Annotated in this window: 23 protein-coding genes; 14 read left to right on the forward strand and 9 right to left on the reverse strand. The window is 60.9% G+C overall.

The features are described 5' to 3' along the window. Positions 1–91 precede the first annotated feature (91 nt). The 5 genes from RIN13_RS13180 (at position 92) to RIN13_RS13200 (ending at position 5,541) form a co-directional block, all read left to right on the forward strand. Complete coding sequence (locus tag RIN13_RS13180; protein WP_309107794.1) at positions 92–1,183, forward strand: ABC transporter permease; 1,092 nt, start codon at positions 92–94, stop codon at positions 1,181–1,183. Between the two features lies 1 nt (position 1,184). After that, positions 1,185–2,207 (forward strand): ABC transporter permease, encoded by a 1,023-nt coding sequence (locus tag RIN13_RS13185; RefSeq protein ID WP_309107795.1) that lies wholly within the window; start codon positions 1,185–1,187, stop codon positions 2,205–2,207. After that, positions 2,204–3,919, forward strand: a complete 1,716-nt coding sequence (locus tag RIN13_RS13190) for an ABC transporter ATP-binding protein (protein ID WP_309107796.1) — start codon at positions 2,204–2,206, stop codon at positions 3,917–3,919. The genes RIN13_RS13185 and RIN13_RS13190 overlap by 4 nt, the downstream gene beginning before the upstream one ends. A 161-nt stretch (positions 3,920–4,080) precedes the next feature. Further along, on the forward strand, positions 4,081–4,494 hold the full coding sequence (locus RIN13_RS13195; RefSeq protein WP_309107797.1) for a chorismate mutase: 414 nt from the start codon (positions 4,081–4,083) through the stop codon (positions 4,492–4,494). A gap of 3 nt (positions 4,495–4,497) precedes the next feature. Continuing rightward, positions 4,498–5,541, forward strand: a complete 1,044-nt coding sequence (locus tag RIN13_RS13200; protein WP_309107798.1) for a hypothetical protein — start codon at positions 4,498–4,500, stop codon at positions 5,539–5,541. Here the strand turns inward: RIN13_RS13200 and RIN13_RS13205 are convergent. From RIN13_RS13205 to RIN13_RS13230, 6 genes are read right to left on the reverse strand one after another with little or no spacing between them, the layout of a single operon-like run. Continuing rightward, complete coding sequence (locus RIN13_RS13205; protein WP_309107799.1) at positions 5,538–6,299, reverse strand: DUF4166 domain-containing protein; 762 nt, start codon at positions 6,297–6,299, stop codon at positions 5,538–5,540. The two genes, RIN13_RS13200 and RIN13_RS13205, sit on opposite strands and share 4 nt — an antisense overlap. A gap of 57 nt (positions 6,300–6,356) precedes the next feature. Beyond that, positions 6,357–7,649 (reverse strand): DUF58 domain-containing protein, encoded by a 1,293-nt coding sequence (locus RIN13_RS13210; protein ID WP_309107800.1) that lies wholly within the window; start codon positions 7,647–7,649, stop codon positions 6,357–6,359. 5 nt (positions 7,650–7,654) lie between these two features. Continuing rightward, positions 7,655–8,722: a MoxR family ATPase gene (locus tag RIN13_RS13215; RefSeq protein ID WP_309107801.1), complete on the reverse strand. Its 1,068-nt coding sequence runs from the start codon at positions 8,720–8,722 to the stop codon at positions 7,655–7,657. After that, entirely contained in the window at positions 8,719–9,984 is a 1,266-nt protein-coding gene (locus RIN13_RS13220) for a DUF4350 domain-containing protein (RefSeq protein WP_309107802.1), read from the reverse strand. Before RIN13_RS13220 ends, RIN13_RS13215 begins: the two co-directional genes overlap by 4 nt. Then, positions 9,981–10,676 carry a DUF4129 domain-containing protein gene (locus RIN13_RS13225; RefSeq protein ID WP_309107803.1) on the reverse strand — a complete coding sequence of 232 codons (696 nt, stop codon included), beginning with the start codon at positions 10,674–10,676 and terminating at the stop codon, positions 9,981–9,983. Before RIN13_RS13225 ends, RIN13_RS13220 begins: the two co-directional genes overlap by 4 nt. Before the next feature lie 5 nt (positions 10,677–10,681). Beyond that, positions 10,682–11,728, reverse strand: a complete 1,047-nt coding sequence (locus RIN13_RS13230; protein ID WP_309107804.1) for a hypothetical protein — start codon at positions 11,726–11,728, stop codon at positions 10,682–10,684. Between RIN13_RS13230 and RIN13_RS13235 the strand changes: the two genes are divergently transcribed. The 8 genes from RIN13_RS13235 to secA all read left to right on the forward strand — a co-directional run bounded on the left by RIN13_RS13235 (position 11,722) and on the right by secA (position 22,728). Further along, positions 11,722–12,039 (forward strand): hypothetical protein, encoded by a 318-nt coding sequence (locus RIN13_RS13235; protein ID WP_309107805.1) that lies wholly within the window; start codon positions 11,722–11,724, stop codon positions 12,037–12,039. The genes RIN13_RS13230 and RIN13_RS13235 overlap by 7 nt on opposite strands. Before the next feature lie 319 nt (positions 12,040–12,358). Then, positions 12,359–13,033, forward strand: coding sequence for an MtrAB system response regulator MtrA (gene mtrA, locus RIN13_RS13240; protein WP_247042559.1), 675 nt, complete (start codon positions 12,359–12,361; stop codon positions 13,031–13,033). Continuing rightward, positions 13,005–14,990 (forward strand): MtrAB system histidine kinase MtrB, encoded by a 1,986-nt coding sequence (gene mtrB / locus RIN13_RS13245; RefSeq protein WP_375164774.1) that lies wholly within the window; start codon positions 13,005–13,007, stop codon positions 14,988–14,990. Before mtrA ends, mtrB begins: the two co-directional genes overlap by 29 nt. Continuing rightward, complete coding sequence (locus RIN13_RS13250; RefSeq protein WP_309107821.1) at positions 14,983–16,713, forward strand: LpqB family beta-propeller domain-containing protein; 1,731 nt, start codon at positions 14,983–14,985, stop codon at positions 16,711–16,713. Before mtrB ends, RIN13_RS13250 begins: the two co-directional genes overlap by 8 nt. 117 nt (positions 16,714–16,830) lie before the next feature. Further along, the gene (locus RIN13_RS13255; protein ID WP_309107806.1) at positions 16,831–17,775 is read left to right on the forward strand and encodes a phosphoribosyltransferase family protein; all 945 of its coding nucleotides are present in this window, start codon (positions 16,831–16,833) and stop codon (positions 17,773–17,775) included. 142 nt (positions 17,776–17,917) lie between these two features. Beyond that, a complete protein-coding gene (hpf, locus tag RIN13_RS13260) occupies positions 17,918–18,640 on the forward strand; it encodes a ribosome hibernation-promoting factor, HPF/YfiA family (RefSeq protein ID WP_309107807.1) in 723 nt (240 codons plus the stop codon). 32 nt (positions 18,641–18,672) lie between these two features. Then, positions 18,673–19,947 carry a DNA glycosylase AlkZ-like family protein gene (locus RIN13_RS13265; protein ID WP_309107808.1) on the forward strand — a complete coding sequence of 425 codons (1,275 nt, stop codon included), beginning with the start codon at positions 18,673–18,675 and terminating at the stop codon, positions 19,945–19,947. A 42-nt stretch (positions 19,948–19,989) separates the two neighbouring features. Further along, positions 19,990–22,728 (forward strand): preprotein translocase subunit SecA, encoded by a 2,739-nt coding sequence (gene secA, locus RIN13_RS13270; RefSeq protein ID WP_309107809.1) that lies wholly within the window; start codon positions 19,990–19,992, stop codon positions 22,726–22,728. A gap of 17 nt (positions 22,729–22,745) precedes the next feature. On the opposite strand, the gene RIN13_RS13275 is transcribed toward secA, so the two are convergent. Beyond that, a complete protein-coding gene (locus RIN13_RS13275; protein WP_309107810.1) occupies positions 22,746–23,261 on the reverse strand; it encodes an Rv3235 family protein in 516 nt (171 codons plus the stop codon). Between the two features lie 38 nt (positions 23,262–23,299). Continuing rightward, positions 23,300–24,037 carry a hypothetical protein gene (locus RIN13_RS13280; RefSeq protein WP_309107811.1) on the reverse strand — a complete coding sequence of 246 codons (738 nt, stop codon included), beginning with the start codon at positions 24,035–24,037 and terminating at the stop codon, positions 23,300–23,302. Between the two features lie 167 nt (positions 24,038–24,204). Between RIN13_RS13280 and RIN13_RS13285 the strand changes: the two genes are divergently transcribed. Beyond that, a complete protein-coding gene (locus RIN13_RS13285; protein WP_309107812.1) occupies positions 24,205–24,777 on the forward strand; it encodes a hypothetical protein in 573 nt (190 codons plus the stop codon). A 10-nt stretch (positions 24,778–24,787) separates the two neighbouring features. Here the strand turns inward: RIN13_RS13285 and RIN13_RS13290 are convergent, their stop codons facing one another. After that, positions 24,788–25,003, reverse strand: coding sequence for a helix-turn-helix domain-containing protein (locus RIN13_RS13290; protein ID WP_309107813.1), 216 nt, complete (start codon positions 25,001–25,003; stop codon positions 24,788–24,790). Positions 25,004–25,096 lie beyond the last annotated feature (93 nt).

The following is a 25,096-nucleotide window of genomic DNA, read 5'->3' on the forward strand; positions in this document are numbered from 1 at the left end:
CCAGCCAAGGAGGCGGGGCGCCACCACGGCGTCCCGCCTTTTGCTGGTCACCCGGCCCCAACAACCGGGAATCTCTAGATTTTAGGTACTAATGACAACCCTTATTGATGCGCCGCCAAGCGACGCCGACGGCATCCTCCCGTCGAAAAAGAAGTCTTCGGGCGGCGGTCTTGGCCAGTACATACTGGTCAGGTTTCTCCTGATCTTCCCCACGATCTTTATCCTCGTCACCATGGTTTTCTTCCTGATGCGGATCACCGGTGACCCCATTACCTCAGCCCTTGGCGGCAGGCTCCCCCCTGATCAACTGCAGGAAAGGATCCACGCCGCAGGCTACGACAGGCCAATCCTGGTGCAGTACCTGGAATACCTTGGCCAACTCATCACTGGGAACTTCGGCACCACATTGTCGGATAACCGCAAGGTTTCGGAGATGTTGACCACCTACGGGGCGGCCACGCTGGAACTGTCCATCAATGCGGTGCTCGTTGCCCTGGTGGTGGGAATTCCACTGGGCATGATCGCGGCTCACCGGCGTGACAAGGCACCGGATGCCGTGCTCCGCATTTTCGCCATCCTTTGCTATTCCACCCCGGTGTTCTTCTCCGGACTGCTCTTCAAACTGACGTTCGCTGTTTGGTTGGGCTGGCTGCCTGTGGCAGGTCGGGCCACCACCTCTACCGAGCTTTCGCTGACTGGGCTTGGGGCCCCATCGGGCATTTACTGGCTCGATGCCCTCCGCAGCGGGAACATGGCAGCGCTTGGCGACGTGGTGGGTCACGCGGTTCTTCCGGCCGTCGCCCTGGGCCTCCTGACGGCCGGAATCTTCCTCCGGCTCGTGCGGACCAACGTTATCGGCACACTGGGCAAGGACTACATCGAAGCTGGACGCTCACGGGGCGTCAGCGAATTCAGACTCGTGACCAAACACGCCTACAAGCCTGCCCTGATCCCCATCATCACCGTTATGGGGCTTCAGATCGCCGTGCTGCTTGGGGGAGCCGTGCTGACCGAGACCACATTCGAATGGAAGGGCCTGGGCTTCCAGCTGGCCTCATACCTGACTGCCCGTGACTTTGTGGCTGTTCAGGGCATTGTGGTCCTGCTGGCGATCATCGTGGCATTCACCAACTTCATCGTGGACATCGCGGCCGCGCTGATCGACCCCCGTGTGAGGTACTGACATGAGCACAGTTTCCCCTCTGCCGATCGTGGCAGATCCACGGCAACCACTTTTCAAGCGGCTGCCGGTAATTTCGCATTTCAACAAGAGTGTCGGCCTTCAACGCGGGATGCTGGTGGCCGGACTTGTGCTGACGGGCATTTTTATCCTGACGGCGCTTCTTGCCCCACTGATTGCGCCCTTCGGTTTCTCACAGATCTCCGACGCCGACGGCAGCTTTCCAACCCAGGAACCGCCGGGCGGCAAGCACATCTGGGGTACCACCGTGGGTGGCTACGATGTTTTCTCGCGGGTTGTTTGGGGCACGCAGACCGCAATTATGGTGATTATCGTCGCCGTCGTGATGTCCATCTTTATCGGGGTCATCCTCGGCCTGGTGAGCGGCTACTACGGAGGTTGGCTGGACCGGGTACTCGTTGTGGTCGCCGACGCTGTTTACGCTTTTCCCTCCCTCCTCGTGGCCATCGTCATGGCCATCGTTATCAGTGGGGGACGATCCAGCCTCATCGGCGGAATCCTGGCTGCGGCGATCTCCATAACGGTCGTGTTCATTCCGCAGTACTTCCGGGTAATCCGGGCGGAGACCATCCGTTTGAAGGCCGAGCCCTTCGTGGAATCCGCAAAGGTGGTGGGAGCCTCGAACATCCGGATCATGACCCGGCACATCTACGGGAACGCCACCCGGACTCTGCCGCTCATATTTACCCTCAACGCTTCAGAGGCCATCCTTACCCTTGCCGCTCTGGGCTTCCTGGGCTTCGGTATCGAGCCGACGTCGGCCGCTGAGTGGGGGTTCGACCTGAACAAGGCGCTGGCCGATACGACGTCGGGAATTTGGTGGACGGGCGTTTTCCCTGGCCTGGCCATCGTCCTCACAGTCCTGGGCCTGACCCTGGTCGGTGAAAGCATCAATGATCTCAACGATCCCCGCCTGCGGGGACGCAAACGCGCCGGCGGTAAGGGTGGAGCAGACGCCCCCACCGCTGCCCAGGCCGCGCTTGAAGCAGAAGCGAGGACGTTATGACCATCAACATCGATCCCATCAAGGACGACGCCGGCAATTCCGGACCGGTACTGGATATAGACCATCTGAAGGTCACCTTCGCCACCGACGGGGGTGACGTGCACGCGGTGAAGGACGTCAGCCTGCAAGTAAACCAGGGCGAGGTCGTGGCCATTGTGGGGGAGTCAGGTTCCGGGAAGACAGTGACAGCGAAGACGATTCTGGGGCTCCTTCCGGAAACTGCCACAAGTTCGGGGGCTGTGCTCATCAATGGCAATAACGTCATCAGCGTCAGCGCGGCACGTCTGCGCGAGATCCGTGGCAAGGACGTCGCCATGGTTTTCCAGGAACCGTCGACTGCGCTTAACCCCGTCTTTACCGTCGGCTGGCAGATAGCGGAGGGACTTCGCGCGCATGCCGGCATGGGGGAGGACGGTCACCGCATCAGCAGGCGGGAGGCGAAACTGCTGGCGATCGACGCGCTGCGCAGGGTGGGCATCCCTGATCCTGAAACCAGGGTCAACTACTACCCTCACCAATTTTCAGGTGGTCAAAAGCAACGGGTGGTCATCGCGGCAGCCCTGGCCTTAAACCCGGGACTCATTGTTGCGGACGAACCCACGACCGCCCTGGATGTAACCGTCCAGGCCGAGATACTCCAGTTGCTGAGGGATCTCAGGGACATCTACGGCACATCGATTGTCCTGATCACCCACAACATGGGCGTGGTGGCGGACCTTGCCGACCGGGTGGTGGTCATGTACCAGGGCGACGTGGTGGAGGAAGCTCCTTCCAGAGTCCTCTTCGCCCAACCAAAACAGGAGTACACGCAGAAGCTGCTTGCGGCTGTTCCTCATCTCGGCAGGAATTCTGCGTCGGAGGGCATGAAGGAACGGGCACACCAACATGGCAAGGTGCTGGTTGAGGCCAAGGACCTGACCATCGAGTATCCCGGGAGGCTTGGCAGCCCGGGATTCAAGGCAGTAGATCGTGTCAGCTTCACCTTGTCCGAGGGCGAAGTTTTTGGCCTGGTGGGTGAATCAGGGTCCGGCAAGACCACTATCGGCAGGGCGATCGCAGGGTTGAACCGCACCACCGGAGGCAGCCTGAAAGTCCTTGACTACGAAATGCTGAACCTCAAGGAGCGCACTTTCAAGCCGCACCGGAAGGATATCGGGTTTGTTTTCCAGGATCCTGCGGCCTCGTTCAATCCACATCTCACCATTGGCGACTGCGTGGCCGAGCCCCTCATCATCCATGGCAACCCGACACCCGCCCAGGCACGCCAGCGGGTCCGAGAGCTGCTCGAATCAGTGCAGCTGCCGGCGTCGTATGCAGGCAGGTACCCGCATGAGCTCTCCGGAGGGCAGCGGCAGCGGGCTTCCTTGGCCCGCGCCCTCATCCTGAACCCCAAGCTGCTCATTGCCGACGAGCCGACGTCAGCCTTGGATGTCTCAGTCCAGGCCAAAGTGCTGGAGCTCTTCAAAGAGATCCAGCAGGAGTTCGGCTTCGCGGCCCTGTTCATCAGTCACGACCTCGCCGTTGTGGACATCCTCTCCCACTGGGTGGGTGTGCTCTACAAAGGCAGGCTTGTGGAACAGGGGCTGGGACGCGTCGTGATGAATGCCCCACAGCATGACTACACCAGGCGGCTCATCGCTTCCTTGCCGGTGCCTGATCCTGAAGAACAGGCCCGACGACGGGAAGAGAACAGGGCGCTGCTCACGACCTAGGTCTATTACGCACACAGGAAATACAGGGCCCGCCGCCGTTCCGGAAGGTTTCTTCCGCGGCGGCGGGTCCTCGTTTGTAGCAGTATTTTGCGGGACAGGCACCCGGTCTGGCTGGAGCTTACAGCGACGGTGATCAAGGGCCATACCCCTAGACTGGAAGCATGAGCGAGCAGAACCACGACCACTCCGACGCCGAATCCTACGATCCTTCGGCCAGTTCCCTCGCCGGCCAGGTCGATAGCTCGGTGATGGCGGAACTTTTGTCCATCAGGTCCAGCATCGACAATATCGATGCGACGCTTGTGTTCCTCCTGGCCGAACGCTTTAAGGCTACGCAGAAGGTGGGCTTTCTCAAGGCAACGCATAAACTCCCTGCGGGGGATCCCGGGAGGGAACTGGCCCAGATCGCAAGGCTCAGGCGCCTGGCGGAAGAGGCACATTTGGATCCGGCCTTCGCAGAGAAGTTTCTCAATTTCATTATCGGCGAGGTCATCCGCCATCACGAAGCGATCGCCGAGGACCATGAAGCGGCCACGAACGGCTCCCTGAACTCTACTCAACAGGTGGACGCCTAAGTCATGCCCGTCAAGGATTCCCAGCAGGAAAGCCAGGTCACCGCAACAGCCCTCGGCCCGTGGCCAGGGGACGATCCGCTGGAAGCCAGCCGCATCGTCCGCGGCGAACTCGGTTCCCCGCACCTGCCGTTTCTGGTCGAGCTCCCTGAACGAGGGGTCGGTTCCGACCCATTGGGACGCACCTCCTCCGTCCTGGTGGATCTGGCTGTTGACGCGCAGCCCTACGGCTGGAGGATCGTAGACAGGCCCGGCAAGGACATGCGCAGGGCGCAGTCGGCGCTTTCGACCGATATCAATGTGCTCGCTGACGTGGCCGGGGCAGAAGAGGCCCCGGCCCAAGAATTCAAAATCCAGCTCACCGGCCCGCTTACCCTGGCCTCCGGGCTCCATCTGCACAATGGCGAACGCGCCCTGTTGGACTACGGGGCGCGCCGCGATATCGCTGATTCACTGGCGGCAGGGGTCCACGATCTGCTCGCCCGGATCTCGACGGCGGTGCCCGGCGCCCGGCTGGTCGTCCAGATTGACGAGCCGGATATCGCGTCGATCATGGCGGGAACCATCCCCACGTCCAGTGGTTACAGGACGCTCCGCTCGGTTCCCGGTCAGGAAGTTACTGAGTCCTGGCGCACCCTGGTTGAGGCTCTGCGGGTCGCGGGTGCCGTGGAGATCGTCGTGGCCGTGCCTGAAATCGAGGCCCCGTTTGACCGCGTTATCGCTGCCGGAGCCGATGGTATCGCCGTCCCGCTCAGAGCTCTCACGTCGCGTCAATGGGAGCAGTTGGCGGCTGCCGTGGAATCCGGTAAGCGGCTCTGGGCAGGGGTCCTTCCTGTTGAAAACCCTTCCGCACAGCTCCCCCGGGTGCCAGAGGTGGTTGAGAACGTCTGGCGGCCATGGCGGCAACTGGGGCTTCCGGCCCACAGCTTGAGATCACTGCGGGTCACGCCGTCAGCGGGCCTGGCCGGGCATACACCGCCAAGCGCCACAGCTGTCCTCAACCGTCTCACCCAAGTGGCGGACGGTCTCAACCAGCTGGCGTTGGGCTAAGTCCGGCTTTCCCACTTGTCCGGCTGAGCATAGGCCGGAAGGAAGCCGGGAGCGCTGCCGGGTTCGGGATAGCTGAGCAGGCGGTAGTCGAAACGTCCGGCGTAAACCAGGACGAGGCCAACCTGAGGCTGGATCACTTTGACCTGGATCCGGTGCTGCTGTTCGGAGGCATCCCACCACTGTTCTGCGAAGGCCTGTGCATCGAGGGCTTTGGGAAGAGGGATCCGAAGAGGGCCAAGGAACAGCCGGGAGTTACCGGAAATGCCACGGAGCCTGCCCCCGTCAGTGACTCCGAGGTCCAGATCCGTGACGAGTCTCCGGTAGCGGCCAACGTAGTCCACAAGCCTGGGATTCCCGGGCGACTCCAGGCGTGCCTCCGGTCTTGGTCCTTGGGAGCCAGGCTGTGCTCCGTGCTGCGAATCAATCAGGCTCGTCGTGTCGTGGAAGAGACGCGTCATCCCGGGAAAAAAGATCTCCCGCCGGGCAGTGAGGCTGGATCGCCCGAAGGGGTCAAGGTGGGCGTGGTTTTCGATCCGGAACCGGACACCTTCCCCGTATTCGGGGAAAAACGCCTCCTCTCCGGTTGTCAGTTTCATGAGTGGCCGGAGCCAGGACTGACGGCACCCTACGATGTCAAAGACGCCTTCGCCTACGCCGTATTTACCCATACCGGGGGCGAGCGAGAAGTATTCCTGCAGCTCCGGCTGCAGGCGCTCAAAGTCGCTGCCCATGGCACGCCTGTATATGGGGGTAGTCACGCTGGCCTCCTGATGGTCCTGATTCTTGAAATTCACGCCTGGCGTTACGATGCCGGGCTAAAGCCGTCCGGCTGCTTTGAGCCTGATATACATATCGGCCAAGGCAGGGGGCAGCTGATGCGGTTCAGCGTCCACTACCTCCACACCCAGGTGGCGGAGTTGGTTCGCCACAGCCTCCCGTTCCAAAAGCGCGCGTTCGGCAGCAGCCGCGCGGAAGACGTGGGCCGCCGTCGTACGTTCTTCCTGCATCTCACCCAGCATCGGGTCCCGCACGGAGGCAACCACCACAACATGCTGCTGCATCAGCTGGGCAGCCATGGGCAGCAGCCCTTCTTCGGGTGCGCCTCCGTCGAGAGCTGTCAGGAGCACCACCATGGAGCGGTGCGCCGATACCGCCCGGACCTGGCCCGGAATCTGGCTCCAGTCCAGTTCGATGAGTTCCGCATCCAGCGGCGCCATGGCTTGGACCAGCTGTTCCAGAAGATTGCCCCTGGACGCGGACCCCGCCCTTCCCCTGACTCTCCGGTCGAAGGCGAAGAAGTCAACCCGGTCGCCGCCCCGTTCCGCCAGGACCGCCAGCAGGAGTGCTGCTTCAATCCCGGTATCCAGGCGTGGCTCATCCTCGATTCGTGCCGCTGCAGTCCGTGACGTATCGAGCATGATGACAACACGACGATCCCTTTCGGGGCGCCATGTACGCACGACGACGGCGGATCGTCGCGCTGTAGCGCGCCAATCGATGGAGCGCACATCGTCGCCGCGTACATAGTCCCGAAGGGAATCGAATTCCGTTCCTGCGCCCCGGATCTGAACCGCGGCCTTGCCGTCAAGTTCCCGAAGTTTTCGCAGTTTTGACGGCAAGTGCCGGCGCGAGTGAAACGGCGGAAGCACCCGAAGCGAACCTGGGCAGGACAGCGTTCTTTGCCTCGCAGCCACTCCCAGCGGCCCGAACGACCGTATGGTGACATTGTCCGCTTTCAGGTCCCCGCGCCTGGTCGGCTGCAGCCTTACGGTCATCCGACGCCGTTCTCCGGAGGGTATGTCCAGTCGCTGAACCGGGTTTTGGGCTCCTGCGGAAGGCTGCCAGGCATCACGCACGCTGGCGCGGAGACGGCGTCGGCCGGAATTTGTGATGGTGAATGTGGAGTCTGTGCCCATATGGAGCGTAACGCTGCCGGAGGGCGAACGTTCGAGCGAGACGGTGCGCAGGGATGCTGCAGCCATCAGATCAAACACGAGGAGTCCGCACAGTATCAAGCACACCAGTAAGACTGTTCCCCACTCAGGAAACATCAGTACAGGTACAACGCCCAGCAAAGCCAGGAGGACAAAACGTCCGGAAATTGCCATGAGGATCAGCGCGGAACCGGCACGGAAGCCAGGATGCTGCCCAGCACCCCGTCAACGTGGACTCCATCCATTTGCGCTTCCGGCCGGAGCGCGACCCTGTGCCGCAGGCACGGGAGGGCGAGAGCTTTGACGTCGTCGGGCGTAACGAAGTGCCGTCCCGACAGCCAAGCCCAGGCGCGGGACGTGCTCAAAAGGGCAGTCGCACCTCGAGGCGATACGCCGAGCTGGAAGGACGGGGCGGACCTCGTTGCACGGACGATGTCCACCACGTAAGCGAGGACTTCCGGCGCAACAGTTACCTCTGCGACGGCTCGCCGGGCAAGTTCCAGCTCCTCAATCCCCGCGACAGCCCGGACGCCGGCAGCAGCCAGGTTTTTCGGATCGAAGCCGGCAGCGTGCCGCCGGATGACCTCTATCTCGTCGTCACGTCCGGGAAGGGGCATGGTGAGTTTCAGCAGGAACCGGTCGAGCTGGGCTTCAGGCAGGGGATAGGTGCCTTCGTACTCCACAGGGTTCTGCGTCGCGGCAACAATAAACGGTGCGGGGAGTTGGCGTGAGACCCCATCCACTGATACCTGGCGTTCCTCCATGGCCTCCAGCAGCGACGCCTGGGTTTTGGGAGGTGTCCTGTTGATTTCATCAGCCAGCAGGATATTGGTGAAGACCGGTCCTTCCCTGAAGGTGAATTCAGATGAATGGGCGTCGTACACGAGGGATCCCGTAACGTCACCCGGCATGAGGTCGGGCGTGAACTGGATACGCTTCGTATCGAGGTTCAAGGCTGCAGACAATGTGCGGACCAACAGCGTTTTAGCCACGCCGGGAACACCCTCCAGCAACACATGGCCGCGCGACAAAAGCGCGATCAGCATGCCGGTGACGGTGGAGTCCTGACCCACCACGGCTTTGGCTACTTCATGCCGTACGTCGAGCAACGACTGCCGAACGGGATCGCCCCGACGAGCCTGCTCCTCATCCCGGGGAGGCGCATGTTGTCCGGAAGGCCAAGGCGCAACTGTCTGTGACGCTCCGGTCATACCGCTGGCGGGATACTCCGCACGCTGCTCACTCATTGCTCGGTTACCTCTTTCTCTAATCCTTGAAGTTGTTGTGCCCAGTGCACGAGTTGCCGTTCGGTACGCGGTTGGCCGTTTAGCGTTTCACACACCGTTTCCGGGCGCCGTCCCAGTTTGCGCGCTGCGGCCTCGACGACGTCATCCGGTTCTGCATCCGCCCCCAGCCTGAGGGATTTGGCCAGCCGCACCAACGTCCCGGCACGGAGGCTTTCCGAGGCCCTGTCCACTGCCCGGGCGTCATGGTAAAGACGGGCGCGGCCCTCTGCTGTTTCGGCAGCCTTCACCACCACCGGAAGGGGTTCCGTTACCAGCGGTCCTTGGCGGCGTCCCCGCCAGAACATGGAAAGAAGGGCCACCAGAGCGAGCCATGGACCAAGGAAAGCCACCCATTTCGGTGCCAGTTCATTGAGCGTCGGCAGCGAGTCCGACGGTGAGATATCTGAGGGGGAGGGAAGGTACCAGACGAGCGTGCCACCAGCCCCCAGCGTGCGCAACACCAAGGCAGCATTGCCATGTTCGTCAAGCAGGTCATTGCTGATGATCCCGGTGCTTCCCAGCACAATGAGCTGCTCGTCCTCGGTTGTGGCATAGATCCCGCCGTCGGCTTCGGCAGCGCGGTAGCATGTCCAGCCGCCATTATCGCCGGCGTACAGGAAGGCGGATTCGGTGGAGATAGCGCCTGCGGCCTGGGGATCGGCTGCATTGCAACCGGGCTCCACAGTATCCAGCGCTTCGGGTGCAACCCCGGCCTGTCGGATTTCACCGCCCAGGCCGCGCAACGTTTGAAAATGAGGGGTTACCACAACCAGGCGGTCTGAGGAGTCCAGAAGCTCCCGCAACCGGTCTTCTTCGAGGAAGCCGTTGGGATCGTAGAGCAGGACGGTAGTGCCACCGTCGCCGCTGTCAGCGGAACGATCCAACACCGAAAGCGTGGATTGGAACGTATCGGTCTGCTGGACAGCCACACCGTGGTCCTCAAGGATTCCTGCTGCCGCCATCCCCCCCTGTGGGGCGGCGTTCCGGGTGGAAAGGACAGCACCGTCCTCTTTTGGCGAGAGTTGGGTCACGATGGTCAACACCATGGCTGCAATGATCACGAGGCTGATCAGAATGAAACCCAGATGACGACGCAGACGGCTTCTGATGACGTCCGCCATTCGAGGGGCAGAAGTATCGGAAAGGTTGCTTACCCGCTGTTCAGAAGCCGGGGCAGCCGAGGCCGGGGAATCGGACGAGTCGCCCCTAAGTTCGAGGCTCACCGGGGACGCGCCAGCGTGTACGAAGCTGAGCCCTTGAAGTCCGGTTGGAGGCCAGCGATAGATTCGTCCAGTTCCACCATGTCCGCAAAGTCCTGTTGGTCTACAGGTGTGTGTCCATAGCGGACAGCATCGAAGACGTTTGCTGCCCGCTCGAGCCGCCACACTATGGGGCTGAAGGCCGCTCCGAGACTCGCGGCAACCTCGTCGGCTGTTCGACCAGGCAGAGGGTCGATGATGGTATTTTCTTCCGCGGAGCGCACCACTGCACGGAATTGCTCGACGACGGCCGTTCCCCAGTCAGCGTTGGCGGCTGCAGCAGCTGCCCTTCGGCGGTAGTTTTCAGGGCTGACGGAGGGGTCGACGTCGAAAACCGCCTTGCTGCTGTTCTTCCTGCGGGCATTCAGGCGAGGACGAATCAGGACAATCGCCACAGCAATCACTATGACTGCTGCGACGGTGATAATCGGAAGCGCGCCAGTGTCGGTGCCGTCAGTGCTGCCGAGCGAGTCCAACCAGCGGAGGAAATTCCGCCAGGCATCCTCCAACCAACTTGGAGTCGCTTCCCCGTACTTGGGCTTGGACAGTTCCTCCACTGCCCACCGGCGTGCTTCATCCCCATCGGGAAGCACTGGTGGTTCTGCCTGGGCGGGACTATGGGAAGGGAGCGCTGCAGCCAGGTGTGTACCGGCCATAAGCATCATCCGTACATCGGGGGAGTACCGCCAGGAGATTGCGGCCACGCGCCTGGGTGACCAGGCCGGCCCGCCGTGTAGACAGGTGCCCCACGTCCTGGCACTCCATCGGGATCCTCGCCCGTTTCCAGTGAACGGATCAGCACCAGGTCCAGTCCGTCTTTTCGCATTCGGAGGTCCAAGTAGAGCAATGCCATGACTGACGTCTGGAAGGCGTATCCCACTGCCCCTACCAAGCCGGACACAATGATCGAGGCAATGAAGATGCCCAGGCCGGTTGCCGCGGTTTCTTCCGCGCCCGCATGTGGCGTAAGAAAACCGGTGCCACCGGACAGGAGGCCCAAGGGTGTGGTGACTATCTGCGTGATGATGCCTATCAGAATGGTGATGACCAGCGAGATGCCCAGGATCCGCCACCAGTTATGGCGGGTCAGTTGCCAGGAACGGCTGAGCCCGCCCAGGACACCGAGTTCCTCAATCACAATGGCGGCGGGAGCGACCAGAAAGCGGATATAAACCCAGACCATGGCAACTATGAGTCCAATGAACAGGGGGATTGAAATCGCTGCCGATACGCCGCCCATCGTCTCTGCCAGCAGAATGGCAAGGATTACCAGGAGAGCAAGCGCGCCCAGAAATCCGACCATGAGGAGCGCGGACAGCCCGATCAGGGCGCCCACCCGTCCTTTCGCCAAGGCCCACATCTGGCGGAACGTGGTGCGCCTGTTGAGCAGCGCCCGCGCCACCGGGACTACCATGACACCCTGAAGGACCGCGCTGAGGAAGACGCTCAACAGGAGCAGCAGCAGGCCGCCGGCGATGACGCCCACCATCATGCCGACCAGCTCAGATTCGTTCTTCCCCGTCATCCAGGCAGGCATGGACTCTTCTTGCAGCGAGGCCACGCCCAAAATGCCCAGCAACGCACCGGCAAGGATGCTGAGGGACTGTCCCAGGAGGGCCGCCCCAAACATTGCCTGCGGGTTCCGGCGCACTGTCTGAAAGGAACCGTCCAGGATTTCCCCGAATATCAGGGGCCGAAGGGGTGCCACTCCCGGCTTCGGTGGCGCAATGTACATCGGCCTCCCGTAGGAACCAGCGGGGGCGCCATACGGTCCTGGTTGTCCCTGCCAGGGCTGCTGCCGCTGGTCTGAGGGCCAGGCCTGTCCCGCCCACGGTTGTCCGGGCTGGCGGCTTTGGGGCCACGGTTGCTGCCCTTGTTGTGGGGGCCCTTGTGGCGCTGCCCATGGTTGCTGCCCTTGTTGCGGGGGCCCTTGTGGCGCTGCCCATGGTTGCTGACCCTGTTGCCATGCCGGCGGACCCCATCGAGGCTGGGATCCCCACCCAGGCTCGTTTCCCGTAGGATGCTGCTCCCGCGGTGCCGGAGCACTCCGTTCCTCTTCAGACAAGCTGTTCCTCCCCAAGCGGCCGCGTCCCCGGGCACCGCACCATCCAAGGTCCCGGTCCCGGTTCCAGGTCAAGGTCATCCGGCCAGACCCGACCTGTCCCCAGCCTATAGTTCCAGCGGGCAGCGTCATAGCACCCAGGCCAAGCTGAGGGCTCAAAATAACTGTGGGAGTCCCGCCCCGCAAAAGAAGCAGGGGCAGACATGTGAAGTACCCGCGCCATGCCGACCCTGCCCCCAACAGGACAAAGCCAATACAATAAGGGAATATGTAACTATGAAGGCACGCATTCTGGTAGTGGACGATGACGAGGCGTTGGCCGAGATGATTGGCATTGTGCTGCGCAATGACGGCTTCGAGCCGGTTTTTTGTGCAGACGGCGGTCAGGCCCTGGAAATTTTCCGCTCCTCCAAGCCGGATCTCGTGCTGCTCGATCTCATGCTTCCCGGAGTTGATGGCATCGAGGTATGCCGTCAGATCCGGGGTGAATCCGACGTTCCGATTGTGATGCTAACGGCTAAATCCGATACCTCTGACGTGGTCCGTGGGCTGGAGTCAGGGGCCGATGACTATGTCCCTAAGCCCTTCAAACCCGCTGAACTCGTGGCACGGGTCCGGGCCCGACTGCGTCCGGGGGACCAGAAGGCCCCCGAGACTTTGCGTATCGCTGATATAACCATTGACGTTGCGGGCCACCTGGTAAGCCGAGGCAGCGAACGGATCTCACTGACTCCTTTGGAGTTCGATTTGCTGGTGGCCCTGGCCCGCAAGCCTTGGCAGGTGTTTACTCGTGAACTCCTTCTTGAACAGGTGTGGGGCTACCGCCATGCGGCCGACACGCGTCTGGTCAACGTCCATGTCCAGCGGTTGAGGTCAAAGATAGAGCGTGACCCTGAAGCCCCCGAAGTAGTATTGACGGTCCGTGGTGTCGGCTATAAAGCAGGTTCCTGAGCCTTCCAAAGGACGCTCCGGCGAGACGGATGCCCAGTCGCCACCGGTCGAACGCGTCGCGCCCAGCTCCACCAAACCAACTCCGTCGCTGGAAACCGACAGGCCGCCGGTGCCTGAGCATGGTCCCGAACATACAGATGCGTTGGCCAATGTGCCTGCGCTGTCCTTCCGGGCCAGGCTCTGGGGACGGCGGGCGCAAATAGTAATACTGCGTGTGCTGAGACTCGTTCGGACCGGGCTAAGCCGGGCCTTGCCCGGGATCCGGTTCCTGCTTCGCTCCCTGCGCCGCCGGTGGCGTCGGTCCCTGCAGCTGCGAACGGTCCTCACAACGCTGTTGCTTTCGATCAGCTCTTTTGCCGTTGTAGGTGCCTATTTGTCGAATCAAATTGCGAACAACCTGTTCCAGGAACGGCTGACCCAGGCAGAGTCTGAGACCCTGTACAACGTCAAGCAGGTCCAGGAAACGTTCGACGGCGCACAGGTCACCAATCAGTCCAGCGTCATCACGCTCGTCTACGACACCCTGAATGCCGTCGAAGGCCGTGGCAACGTGATTCAGAGGCGCTACGTCTTCGAAGCGAAGCCGGAGCAGACCAAACCCCGAAACCGGTGGGTGGAATCGCGGGCATCAGACCAGCTGACCATAAACGTCATCCCCCCGGAACTTCGAAGGGCGGTGCAGGAGTCCGGAAAAGAGCAGTTCTGGGCCTCTATGGAGTTTCCCGTCGGTACCGAGGACCGGCCAGGTATTGCGGTCGGAAACCTGGTGACTTTCAACGGTACGGCCTACGAGCTGTACCTGATCTACGACCTCAATTCGGCACAAATGACTCTCGATGAAATCCAAAATGTACTGTGGGCAGGCGGCGCCGTCCTGGTTCTGATGATCGGTGCCATCGCCTGGTACGTAACGAGGAATGTGGTGAGCCCGGTCAGTCATGCCGCCCTCGTGTCCGAAAAGCTGGCCGCCGGCCAACTTCAGGAGCGGATGGTGGTCAAAGGCGAGGACGAAGTCGCGCGCCTGGGAGCATCCTTTAATCACATGGCTGCCAGCCTCCAGGAACAGATCACCCAGCTGGCGACGCTTTCGCAAATGCAGCAGCGGTTCGTGTCAGACGTGTCCCATGAGCTCCGTACACCGCTGACAACTGTCCGGATGGCTGCTGAAGTCCTGTACGACGCCCGCCACGACTTTGACCCCATCAACAAGCGATCTGCTGAGCTTCTTTACAACCAGGTGGAACGATTCCAGTCACTGCTGGCGGATCTGCTGGAAATCTCACGCTTCGATGCCGGAGTGGCAAGGCTCGACGCCGAGCCAACTGACATCTTGTCGCTTGTAACCCATGTGTTGGATGGGGTGGCACCCGTTGCCGCAGAATACGGTTCCGAGATCGTGGTCATTTGCCGGGAGAAAGGCATCGTCGTGGAGATGGACGCTCGCCGGATCGACCGGATACTACGCAATCTTATTCTCAACGCGCTCGAACACGGTGAAGGAAAACCTATTCACGTTTCCGTTGCGGCGAATGAGTCTGCGGTCGCAATCGCCGTCCGGGACCATGGAATTGGAATGACCCCAACGGAGGCAGCACGGGTGTTCGACAGATTCTGGCGTGCGGACCCGGCGCGGGCACGCACCACCGGCGGCAGCGGATTGGGGCTGTCAATCGCAGCTGAGGACACAAAGTTGCACGATGGCTGGCTTCAAGCGTGGGGCAACAAGGGAGCAGGGTCCAATTTCAGGTTGACGCTTCCGCTCCGGCAGGGCGAAGCGATTGTGAAGTCGCCCCTTCAACTGGAGCCGGCCGACGTCGGGCTTTCCGTCCGTTCCGGCGATCGCTCCACACTGGTAGTCAACTCGGGTGCCCCGGCGAGCAACACGCCTGCATTGGAGGCTGCCGGACAGGGAGTCCCTGAAGAAAGCGGCCGGGAAGAGGACACGCGTGATCACTGAGAGCGCCCGCCGAAGGGTTATCCGTCCCATCGTGGCTTCCCTGACCGTCTTGCTGTTGCTGTTCGTCACTGCCTGCGCGCAAATTCCCCGGTCCGGTCCAGTGGGAAAAAGCACAGATGAAAGCGCGGGCAATCCTGACGCTCCCGTGTTTTTTCCTCAGGGGCCTCTTGATGGTGCCAGCCCGGAGTCCATCCTGGAGGGCTTCTACAGTGCCGGCAGCGGCTACGAATCCGACTACGCTGTAGCCCGCCAGTTCCTCACCCAGGCATCGGCCGTCTCGTGGAAACCAGACCAGCGGACTCTAGTCTTCCGGTCGGCCCGAGTAGTCAAGACGGCCGTTGAAAATGTCTACAATTACGAACTTGACTTGTCCTACACAGTAGACGCCGACGGTGTGGCCACAGCCCTTCCTGAAGGAACCAAGGAGAATATTCCAGCGACGTTGACACAGGTCGACGGCGAATGGCGGGTTTCTGCCATACCGGATGGCACGGCTATTCCGGAAGAGAATTTCAGGATCATCTACGGCCCTTACCCCATCTACTTCTATGACCACAGCTTCACTTACGCGGTTCCGGACGTCCGCTGGTTTATCAAGAAGAAAACGGTCAAGGCCATGACCAGCGCGCTCTTGGCGGGCCCGGCCCCGTACCTCCGCGGCGCAGTGGTGAGCGCGTTTCCGTCTGGAATGCGGCTCGCCCGGGAGTCTGTGCCCGTCGTTTCAGGAGCAGCTCAGGTCGACCTGACCGCAAAGGAGCTGAGGGAGTCTTCACCCGAGGACAGGTTGCGGATGCAGACCCAGTTGGCGCTGACGTTCCGAACCCAAGCCGATGTCATCAACGTGGAATTGCGGGCGGATCAGGATCTGGTCCGGGTCGAAGACAACGGATCCGTCCTTCCCCCGATACGCGACGTGAACGTTCCTTCCCGCCAGATAGCCGTCAACGGCAATGAGCTTGTTCGCTATGAAAACAACAGGATCTCGCCACTGCCCGATATGCAGTCCGTCAGTGGGCTGGGACCCCGATCGCCTGCAGAGTCGCCGGTATCCCAGACAGCTGCATTCCTCAACGGGGGTAGAACTACGCTTTATTCCATCCTTCCTGGACAACCGGCGAGGGCACTGACCACGCGTAGCACACTGACCCATCCGTCCTTCGGCCGGAGCGACTGGGTGTGGACTGCCGGCCCTGGCGCCAACGGCTCCACAGAAGTGGTGGCGTTCCGGCCGGTCAATGTTGCGGAAGGCGGTGCGGTTCCGACGGTTTCCCTGGCGCCGTCCTGGCTCGCCGGCAGAAATGTGAAGGAGTTCAGGGTCTCCCGTGAAGGCGTGCGTGCCCTGGTAATTTCAGAGCAGAACGGAAAATCACGCGTGCAGGTGACGGGCATCGTCCGTAATGCAGACGGGACTCCCCGTGACCTGACTGCACCGATTACCTTGGTCTCGTCAAAGGAAGCGGATCAAGGGGTGTGGGTGAATGACACCACGGTGGCAGTCATGAAGACCGCCGTGAATGCAAATGACTCTGTCTCGCCTGAACTGCTCACGTTGACGTCCTCACCCCCGCAGCAGCTTGCACCGTGGCCGGGACTGACCGCGATCAGCGCAGGAAACGGGGCCGAAGAGATCTTTGGCCAGTCTTCAGAAGGCATCTTCCAACGGCTCGGCAACGGCTGGTCACCACAGCTGAAGGGGCCAGTGGATCCGTCCTTCCCCGGCTGAATTCACCGTGGGCAGGACGTGTCACGCACGGCAGTTGGCGCGGTTTTCCACGCCGCGTTGTCCACATTGGAGCAGTTCTCCCTGTCGAAGCGATCCGTAGCGAAGAACACTGGGACAATGAAGCTTCATACGGTCTCGGCTGACCCAGATCTGGCGCCCTCCGTAACCACGCCCGCGAAGCATCGGGGCAGTTATTCCAAGAGCCTGTGGAGGTGGAGCGATGCGCTGGCTGTTTCTTTCGCGGAACTTCTGGCGCTCATATCCCCGGTTGACTGTGTCTGCTGTGGTGCTGAAGACAGTTCCCTTTGTGCTTCCTGCGAGCGGCAACTCCAGCGGCTGACCCGCACGCCTTTCAGAGCTGAAGGCCAGGCTCCGGCGCTGATGGACGTTGACGGCTCGGTCATTCTGCCGGTAGTGGCAGCTGCCGTTTATCGGGAGGAGATGGCCCAGGCCATCCTCACCTTCAAAAGACGTGGCCAGCATCAGCTGGAAAACGCCCTCGCCAAGGGCCTGGGCCGGGCCCTCCGTTCGAGCCTGGGCGAACGCACCAACGTGAGGCTCGTGCCGGTCCCGAGCAGTGCGGCTGCCTACAGGAAGCGCGGGTTCAGTCCTGTACATCTTCTGTTGCACAACCTGTGGCTGCACCGGGAGCTTGCAGGGTTTGTTGTCGTCGACGCCCTGACAAAAACCAGCTGGCTCAACGGGGGAACGATGGCACCCGGCGGAGTCGCCGCACTCCCTCGGGTGGTGAATAACAACGGGCAAAAAGGCTTGGGCAGGGGGCAGCGTGCGCGGCGTGTGAGAGGCTCCATGATGTCCCGGATTACGCGCCGGCGACTGATCCGGGGGCAGCCCTGCATCATTGTCGACGATGTCCTCACCACCGGTGCAACATTGGCCGAAGCCGCACGGGCGCTGCATGCCGCCGGGGGCATCGTGCTCGGTGCAGTGGTCTTGTCCGCGACGAGCGCGCCCGACGCCGGCGGGGTGGTTCCGGAGGTCCGGCGGGGCAGTGATGGCCACAAGGACTTAGAAAAAAATAAACGGCGAAAAGATGAATAACGGGTAGCTATGAACTAACGTCGGTTGTGGGTACCAAGATCAGTTGTACCTGTCGATAGCGGCTCGAAAGGGGGCTCGACTGTCAATCAGATCGGCCCCGGAAGTGCCGCCGTCGTGTCACCGAAGTCATTTGGAGGGCACCATGGAGTTCATGATCAGCGGACGGAATTTGACGGTTTCAGACCGCTTCCGCGAATACGCCGGCGAGAAGATTTCAAAGATTGAGTCGCTGGGGGACAAGGTCCAGAGGGTAGACGCAAAGGTTTCGAAAGAGACCGGTACGCGGCAGACCGGCGATCAGCTCACAGTTGAAGTGACAGTTTTGGGACGCGGCCCCGTAATCCGCGCGGAAGCCAGCGCGGCGGACAAATTCGCTGCTTTTGACTTGGCTTACAACAAACTCCTTGAACGGTTGCGGAGGGCGAAGGACCGGAAGAAGGTCCACCACGGACGGCACACGCCCAAGGCTGTCCGGGAAGCTACAGCAGCACTGGAGCCTGCCAGCCCCAGCGGGCCCCTCTACGCGGATACCAGCAGCCGCAAGCCCCCTGTCGCGCCTGCGGCGGAAAAGTCACCGTACGACGTCGACAACGATATTCCAGCCGGTGATTCGCCTGTGCTGATCAGGCGGAAGGTCTTCCCTGCGGCCTCCCTGAGTCTCGACGACGCTGTCGACAACATGGAGCTGGTCGGCCATGACTTCTATCTCTTTGTGGATAAGGAGACCAACGCCCCCTCCGTCGTTTACCGGCGTCGTGGCTGGACCTATGGAGTCATTACCCTGGATCAGTTCTGCGAACCGGGTGCCTTGCTTGAGGACAAAATCATCGCTTACCGCTCCGACGATCAGGCAGCGAACGCCTAAGCTGGAGGAGACCATCCAACGAAAGGATTGATGTGAGTGCATCGCTGAGCCTGATCCAGGCCAGGCGGATTGCACTTGCAGCGCAGCAATTGGATAAGGTACGGCCCGCCGGCCCCGTGACATCACGGGCGGTGGGCCGTACCTTTGCCCGCCTGCATCTGGTGCAGATAGATTCTGTCAACGTCCTGGCCCGCAGCCACTTTCTCCCTTTTTTCTCCCGGCTGGGAAACTATGACCGGAAAATACTGCAGCGAATGGCGGCAACACATCCCCGCCGAATGATGGAGTACTGGGCGCATGAAGCCTGCTTCATCCTGCCTGATCACTTCCACGACCTCGTACTCTGGCAGAACCGGAAATGGGTAGGCGCCGGAGGCATGGATCCCATACTTCGTGAGGACGTGGCGAATCAGGTGTTGGGGGAGCTTTCGAAGGGTAAGCCCCGGACAGCCGCGGAACTCACAGCCCGGATCGGCCATGTGGAGGACCGTCGCCAGGACAATTGGGGATGGAACTGGAACGCCGTCAAAAGGGTCCTTGAGCACCTGTTTGAAGAAGGCGTGGTCTCGGCTGCGTCCCGGACAGAACAGTTTGAACGCCGATACACTCTGACTTCGAAGATCCTGCCGGCAGCAACCGTTGAACCCTCGGCTGATCGAGACCCGGATTCCGCGATGGACCGGCTCATTGAAGCTGCAGCGAGGGCTCACGGCATCGGAACAGTACGCTGTTTTGCCGACTACTTCCGGACACCACTGCGCGCCGGGGCTGCCTCGGTGGAGCGTCTTGTGGAGCAAGGACGTCTTCAACCTGTCATGGTTGAAGGGTGGGATAAACCGCTGTACAGACATGCGGAGGCAAAGCTTCCACGCGCGGCAACGGGCAGGGCGCTGCTGAGCCCCTTCGACTCGCTTGTGTTTGAGCGTAAGCGGCTGGAGGCTCTGTTCGGATTCCACTACAGGATTGAAATCTATACTCCCGAGGCCAAGAGGAGGTTCGGGTACTACGTCCTGCCGTTCCTGCTTCGCGACGGAATCGTGGCCCGGGTTGACCTGAAGGCGGACCGCATAACGGGAAGACTGCTGGCGAGGGCTGCGTATGCAGAGCCCAATGCGCCTGATGACACTGCTGTGGAGCTTGCCGACGAGCTGAGACTTATGGCCGAGTGGCTCGAACTGGATGAGGTGGTCGTCTTCCCGATGGGGGATCTGGGGCCCGCCTTGGCGGATGAAATGGCCCGGCCCCGGGTTGGGTATCAGCTCTCAGGGAACACTAACCGCGTGGCCAGTGTCTCTCACGTAGACTGAACACGCCAGAATTCGGCAGCTTGAGACTGGGAGCAACTTCACGTGGCATCACTTATCGAAAAACTTCTCCGTACGGGTGACAAAAAAACCCTGAGGCAACTGCGGAACTATGCTGATTCCATTAATGCCCTGGAAGACTCATTCAAAACCTTCACGGATGCTGAACTGCGGGAAGAAACCGACCGCCTCCGGGAGCGTCACCAGGACGGTGAGAAGCTGGATGAGCTCCTGCCCGAAGCTTTCGCCGCCGTTCGGGAAGCATCTTCCCGAACCCTGGGCCTGCGCCATTTCGATGTGCAGCTCATGGGTGGGGCTGCGCTGCACCTGGGCAACATCGCCGAAATGAAAACCGGTGAAGGCAAGACCCTCGTGGCCACAGCTCCGGCCTACCTGAACGCATTGACCGGCAAAGGCGTCCACGTCGTCACGGTCAACGACTACCTGGCCGAATACCAGTCGGACCTGATGGGCCGCGTCTACCGCTTCCTGGGCTTGACCAGCGGATGCATCCTTTCGAATCAGGATCCCTCCGTCCGCCGTGAGCAGTACGCCGCTGACATCACCTATGGCACCAATAACGAATTCGGCTTCGACTACCTGCGCGACAACATGGCGTGGGACCAGTCAGAACTCGTCCAGCGCGGCCACAACTTCGCTATCGTCGATGAGGTCGACTCCATCCTCATCGACGAGGCCCGTACCCCGCTCATCATTTCCGGCCCGGCACAGGGCGATACGAACCGCTGGTACAGCGAGTTCGCCAAGGTAGTGATGCGTCTCCAGCCCGAACGGGACTATGAGGTGGACGAAAAGAAGCGTACCGTCGGTGTTCTTGAGGCAGGGATCGAGAAGGTCGAAGACTACCTCGGAATCCAGAACCTCTACGAATCAGCCAACACGCCGCTGATCGGCTTCCTCAACAACGCAATCAAGGCCAAAGAACTCTTCAAGCGGGATAAGGACTACGTCATTCTCGACGGCGAAGTCCTGATTGTTGACGAACACACCGGCCGCATCTTGGCCGGACGCCGCTACAACGAGGGCATGCACCAGGCCATCGAAGCCAAGGAAGGCGTCGAGATCAAGGCCGAGAACCAGACCTTGGCCACGGTGACGCTGCAGAACTACTTCCGTATGTACAGCAAGCTCTCCGGCATGACGGGTACGGCCGAAACCGAAGCCGCGGAATTCATGGGCACCTACAAGCTCGGGGTCGTTGCCATTCCGACCAACCGGGATATGCAGCGGATTGACCAGTCCGACCTCGTCTACAAGAACGAGACTGTGAAGTTCGATGCCGTCGTCAAGGACATCGCTGAACGCCACGAAAAGGGGCAGCCGATTCTGGTCGGCACCACCAGTGTTGAAAAGAGCGAGTACCTTTCGCGTCTCCTTGCCAAGGAGGGCATACGGCATGAGGTTCTGAACGCAAAGAACCATGCCCGCGAGGCCGCCATTGTTGCCCAGGCCGGACGCAAGGGCGCCGTCACTGTGGCCACCAACATGGCCGGTCGCGGTACTGACATCATGCTTGGCGGCAACGCTGAATTCACCGCAGTGGCCGAACTCGCCAAAAAGGGACTGGATCCTGAGGAAAACTCGGAGGAATACGAATCTGCCTGGCCGGCTGCCTTTGAAGCCGCCAAGCAGGCCGTCAAGGACGAGCACGAAGAGGTTTTGAACCTCGGTGGCCTCTACGTCCTGGGCACGGAGCGCCACGAATCACGAAGGATCGACAACCAGTTGCGCGGCCGCTCCGGCCGTCAGGGAGACCCAGGCGAGTCACGCTTCTACCTGTCTCTCACGGACGACCTCATGCGACTCTTCAACTCCGGCGCCGCAGAGCGTCTGATGAACAGTTCTGTCCCTGACGACGTCGCCCTTGAATCCAAGCTGGTGTCCCGTGCCATCGCCTCGGCCCAGGGGCAGGTGGAGGGACGCAACGCCGAGCAGCGCAAAAACGTGCTCAAGTACGACGACGTCCTCAACCGCCAGCGTGAAGCCATCTATGGCGACCGGCGTCGGATCCTCGAGGGCGATGACCTCCACGAAAAGGTGCAGTACTTCCTCGAAGACACCATCAACTCCTTCATCGACGAAGCTACCGCTGAGGGGAACGGAGATGACTGGGACTTCAACCAGTTGTGGACCAACCTCAAGACTCTGTATCCCGTTAGCGTCACGCCTCATGACATCATCGATGAAGCCGGCGGGAAGTCACGCATTACAGCAGAATTCCTCCGCGAGGAGATCCTTTCCGATGCCCGCCTGGTCTACACGGCACGAGAAGAATCCATCGGGTCAGAGAGCATGCGGGAACTTGAGCGCAGGGTTGTCCTTTCGGTGATTGGCCGCAAATGGCAGGAACACCTGTACGAGATGGACTATCTGAAGGAGGGCATTGGCCTCCGGGCGATGGCCCAGCGCGATCCGCTCGTTGAGTACCAGCGCGAAGGGTTCATCATGTTCCAGGCCATGATGGAAGCCATCCGGGAAGAAAGCATTGGATTCCTGTTCAACCTTGAGGTGGAAGTGACGCCCGCTGAAGATGTGGTCGTCGCCGATGCCCAAGGTGAGCATACGGAGCACCACACTCCGCAGATCAAGGCAGCTGGTCTCCAGGCTCCCGAGAAACCCGCCCAACTTCAGTACACGGCGCCGAGCGAAGACGGCTCCAGCCAGACCCGCGTGGAGACCAAGTCGACGGGCCGTTCAGGTAACCCAGCGAAAGCTGCAGCCCAGGATGTCGGAAGACGGAACAACAAGAAGAAGCGTCGCTGACCTGATAGTCAGGGAAATCAGCCGATTTCCAGGACCGTGATCCTCCATACCTTGTTGTTCCGTTCCAGCCGTAATGCCACTGCACGTGCCCGCGTCTCATCCACTACGACGGCGCTGGCTTCGTAGACGTCAGCCGTCACTTCTGAGGCGCGCACAGAGCGTACGGCAGGATTTCGGTACACACCGGAGGCAGACGGGGAAAGGCTCTGCCTGTTAAGCCGAATGAGGGCTGCCCGATGTTGAAGGGCCGCCAGGCACTGCTGGTCGAGGCGTCGAGCCAATTGGTGAACAGGACGGGTACCGGCGAGGACTTCTATGGCAGCCTGAACTGTCCCTCGCGCAATGGCGCAGACCTCGCGATGGTCTGTGGCCGCCCTCAGGCTGCTCACGGGATTGTTCGTTGCTTCCCCGGCGTGTTTCAGCGCTGAAAGGGGCTCGCCCGCAGGGGCGACGGCTGAAGGGAACGCGTGAACAGCCGGGTCCGTATTGGATACAGGGTCCTGCTTGCTCCGAACTACCGTTACTGCACTCATAGTGATCCTTCGATAGATGTTGGGTTGGCCGGCGCCGCTCAGGCCGCACCGGGAGGCGTCAGCAGTTGCCCGGGCTTCAGCACGTCAGGGTTTTCGCCTATGACGGCACGATTGGCCTGATACCAGCGCGGCCATTCCTGGGCGATGTCGACGTCGGAGGCCAGTGGACCAAGATGACTGGCAACAATGGTCCACAGGGAATCGCCGTCGACGACTGCTACCGGTGCGGTGCCGGCTCCTGGCACCTGGTGAACGGCCCGAAGCGGAGTGCCTGCGAGCGGGCCCGGCTCCACTGCCGGCTTACTGGGTTGCCAACGGGGGTTCAACGGCTGGATGAGATTGCCGTCTGATTGCTCAGCCTTCCATGCCACGGATACCGAAGTCCCCTCGCTGGGGGTCCAGGCTGAACCGGGGGAAGAATCCGCATTTGCAATGGGCGCGGTAACCAGCTGAAGGCCCAAGGCGGCCAGTGCCAACCTGCGCATGTAGCGGGGAGTAAAACTGCCCGTGATGGCCGCCGCCCGACGGCTCCCCGCATGCTCCAGGAGAGCTGTAACTAAAGCGATCAATGCGGAAAGTACCCACCACGAAACCAGGATCAAGCCAAGAATGTTGGCACCGAACCCCAACATGTCATCAAACCCCATGGATTGGTTCCGCGCGGCGGAACGCTGCCAGCGTCCGGCCAGGGCCTCACCTGTGGCAGCAAGGAATACACCGAGCAGCAAAATCAGAACTGCCAAGGCAGCGTCCGAAATGAGAGGTCTATGGTTCATGGATCTCATTGAGCACCTCAACCTTATGTTTGATGTTGTTTGACATCGTTTGACCCTATTTAGGCTCGCTGGATCAGTCTGGCGGAGACAGTGTTGTTTTGTCCAGTCATTTTTCTCTTGGGTTTCTTGGAATTGACCGGCTGACCCGGGACACCTACGCTGACGGCATGCGTTGGGATGCACTGTTCGAAGACATGGAAGCGCAGTTCGCTGCCGAGAACCGTCTTCAGCAGGAAGCCGAAATTGCTGAGCGCGTACGCATTGATGCCGCAGGTGTGGCCCTGGCTGACCGGCTCAGGGCTTCAATCAACCTCAGGGTCACGGTTCATTTGCTGTCCGGATCCACGCTTGGCGGATTGCTGAGCCATGCCGGCAGCCAGCTGTTGGTTCTGAATGAACAGCAGCATCAGGTGCTTGTTCCCTACACGGCAATAGGCCGTTGCAGTGGCCTTGCCCGGCATGCTGTTACGGAACCTTCAGTAGTGCGGCAGGGACCTGGTCTGGGAAGTGCGCTCAGGGCGCTTTCACGGGATCGTTCGCATCTTGCACTGACGTTGGCCGGCGGATCCCAAGGCGAAACGACACTCCACGGGGTTATTGACCGCGTGGGCAGGGACTACGTGGACTTCGCCGTGACCTCGGCCGGGGAAGCAAGGCGTCCAGCAAATGTCATCGACATGGCAGCCGTTCCCTTTGCGGCACTATGCGCCATCAGATCCATCCAGGCAGCGGTGACCTAGGCGGCAGAAATCAAAGCGACTTTGACTTTGACTCCTGGATCATACGGCTTGCCTCGGCGTACCGCTCCTCTATGTACTGCTCCAGCATCTTTTCCTCGACGCGCCATTGCCCCCTGCCACCCACCTGGATTGCCTTGAGCTCACCGCTGCGCACGAGGGCGTAGGCCGCCGGGGAATTGATCTGTAGCTGTTCGGCAACGTCTGCAAGCGTCAGGAATCTGGGCATATATCCATTTTGCCATCGATGTGGTGAAGAGCATGCGTTATCCACAGTTTGATGGAGTTTGATGCTGTGACTTTCAGATCCGCTTCTTTGCAA

The sequence above is a fragment of the Arthrobacter sp. genome (assembly GCF_031179985.1).
Taxonomy (GTDB): Bacteria; Actinomycetota; Actinomycetes; order Actinomycetales; family Micrococcaceae; genus Arthrobacter.

What these genes read in the sequence shown, in the direction of transcription:
- RIN13_RS13180 (WP_309107794.1), top strand. Translation starts at nt 92, where the DNA reads ATGACAACCCTTATTGATGCGCCGCCAAGCGACGCCGACGGCATCCTC.
- RIN13_RS13185 (WP_309107795.1), top strand. Translation starts at nt 1,185, where the DNA reads ATGAGCACAGTTTCCCCTCTGCCGATCGTGGCAGATCCACGGCAACCA.
- RIN13_RS13190 (WP_309107796.1), top strand. Translation starts at nt 2,204, where the DNA reads ATGACCATCAACATCGATCCCATCAAGGACGACGCCGGCAATTCCGGA.
- RIN13_RS13195 (WP_309107797.1), top strand. Translation starts at nt 4,081, where the DNA reads ATGAGCGAGCAGAACCACGACCACTCCGACGCCGAATCCTACGATCCT.
- RIN13_RS13200 (WP_309107798.1), top strand. Translation starts at nt 4,498, where the DNA reads ATGCCCGTCAAGGATTCCCAGCAGGAAAGCCAGGTCACCGCAACAGCC.
- RIN13_RS13210 (WP_309107800.1), bottom strand. Translation starts at nt 7,649, where the DNA reads ATGGCAATTTCCGGACGTTTTGTCCTCCTGGCTTTGCTGGGCGTTGTA.
- RIN13_RS13215 (WP_309107801.1), bottom strand. Translation starts at nt 8,722, where the DNA reads ATGAGTGAGCAGCGTGCGGAGTATCCCGCCAGCGGTATGACCGGAGCG.
- RIN13_RS13225 (WP_309107803.1), bottom strand. Translation starts at nt 10,676, where the DNA reads ATGGCCGGTACACACCTGGCTGCAGCGCTCCCTTCCCATAGTCCCGCC.
- mtrA (WP_247042559.1), top strand. Translation starts at nt 12,359, where the DNA reads ATGAAGGCACGCATTCTGGTAGTGGACGATGACGAGGCGTTGGCCGAG.
- RIN13_RS13255 (WP_309107806.1), top strand. Translation starts at nt 16,831, where the DNA reads ATGAAGCTTCATACGGTCTCGGCTGACCCAGATCTGGCGCCCTCCGTA.
- hpf (WP_309107807.1), top strand. Translation starts at nt 17,918, where the DNA reads ATGGAGTTCATGATCAGCGGACGGAATTTGACGGTTTCAGACCGCTTC.
- RIN13_RS13275 (WP_309107810.1), bottom strand. Translation starts at nt 23,261, where the DNA reads ATGAGTGCAGTAACGGTAGTTCGGAGCAAGCAGGACCCTGTATCCAAT.
- RIN13_RS13280 (WP_309107811.1), bottom strand. Translation starts at nt 24,037, where the DNA reads ATGAACCATAGACCTCTCATTTCGGACGCTGCCTTGGCAGTTCTGATT.
- RIN13_RS13285 (WP_309107812.1), top strand. Translation starts at nt 24,205, where the DNA reads ATGCGTTGGGATGCACTGTTCGAAGACATGGAAGCGCAGTTCGCTGCC.
- RIN13_RS13290 (WP_309107813.1), bottom strand. Translation starts at nt 25,003, where the DNA reads ATGCCCAGATTCCTGACGCTTGCAGACGTTGCCGAACAGCTACAGATC.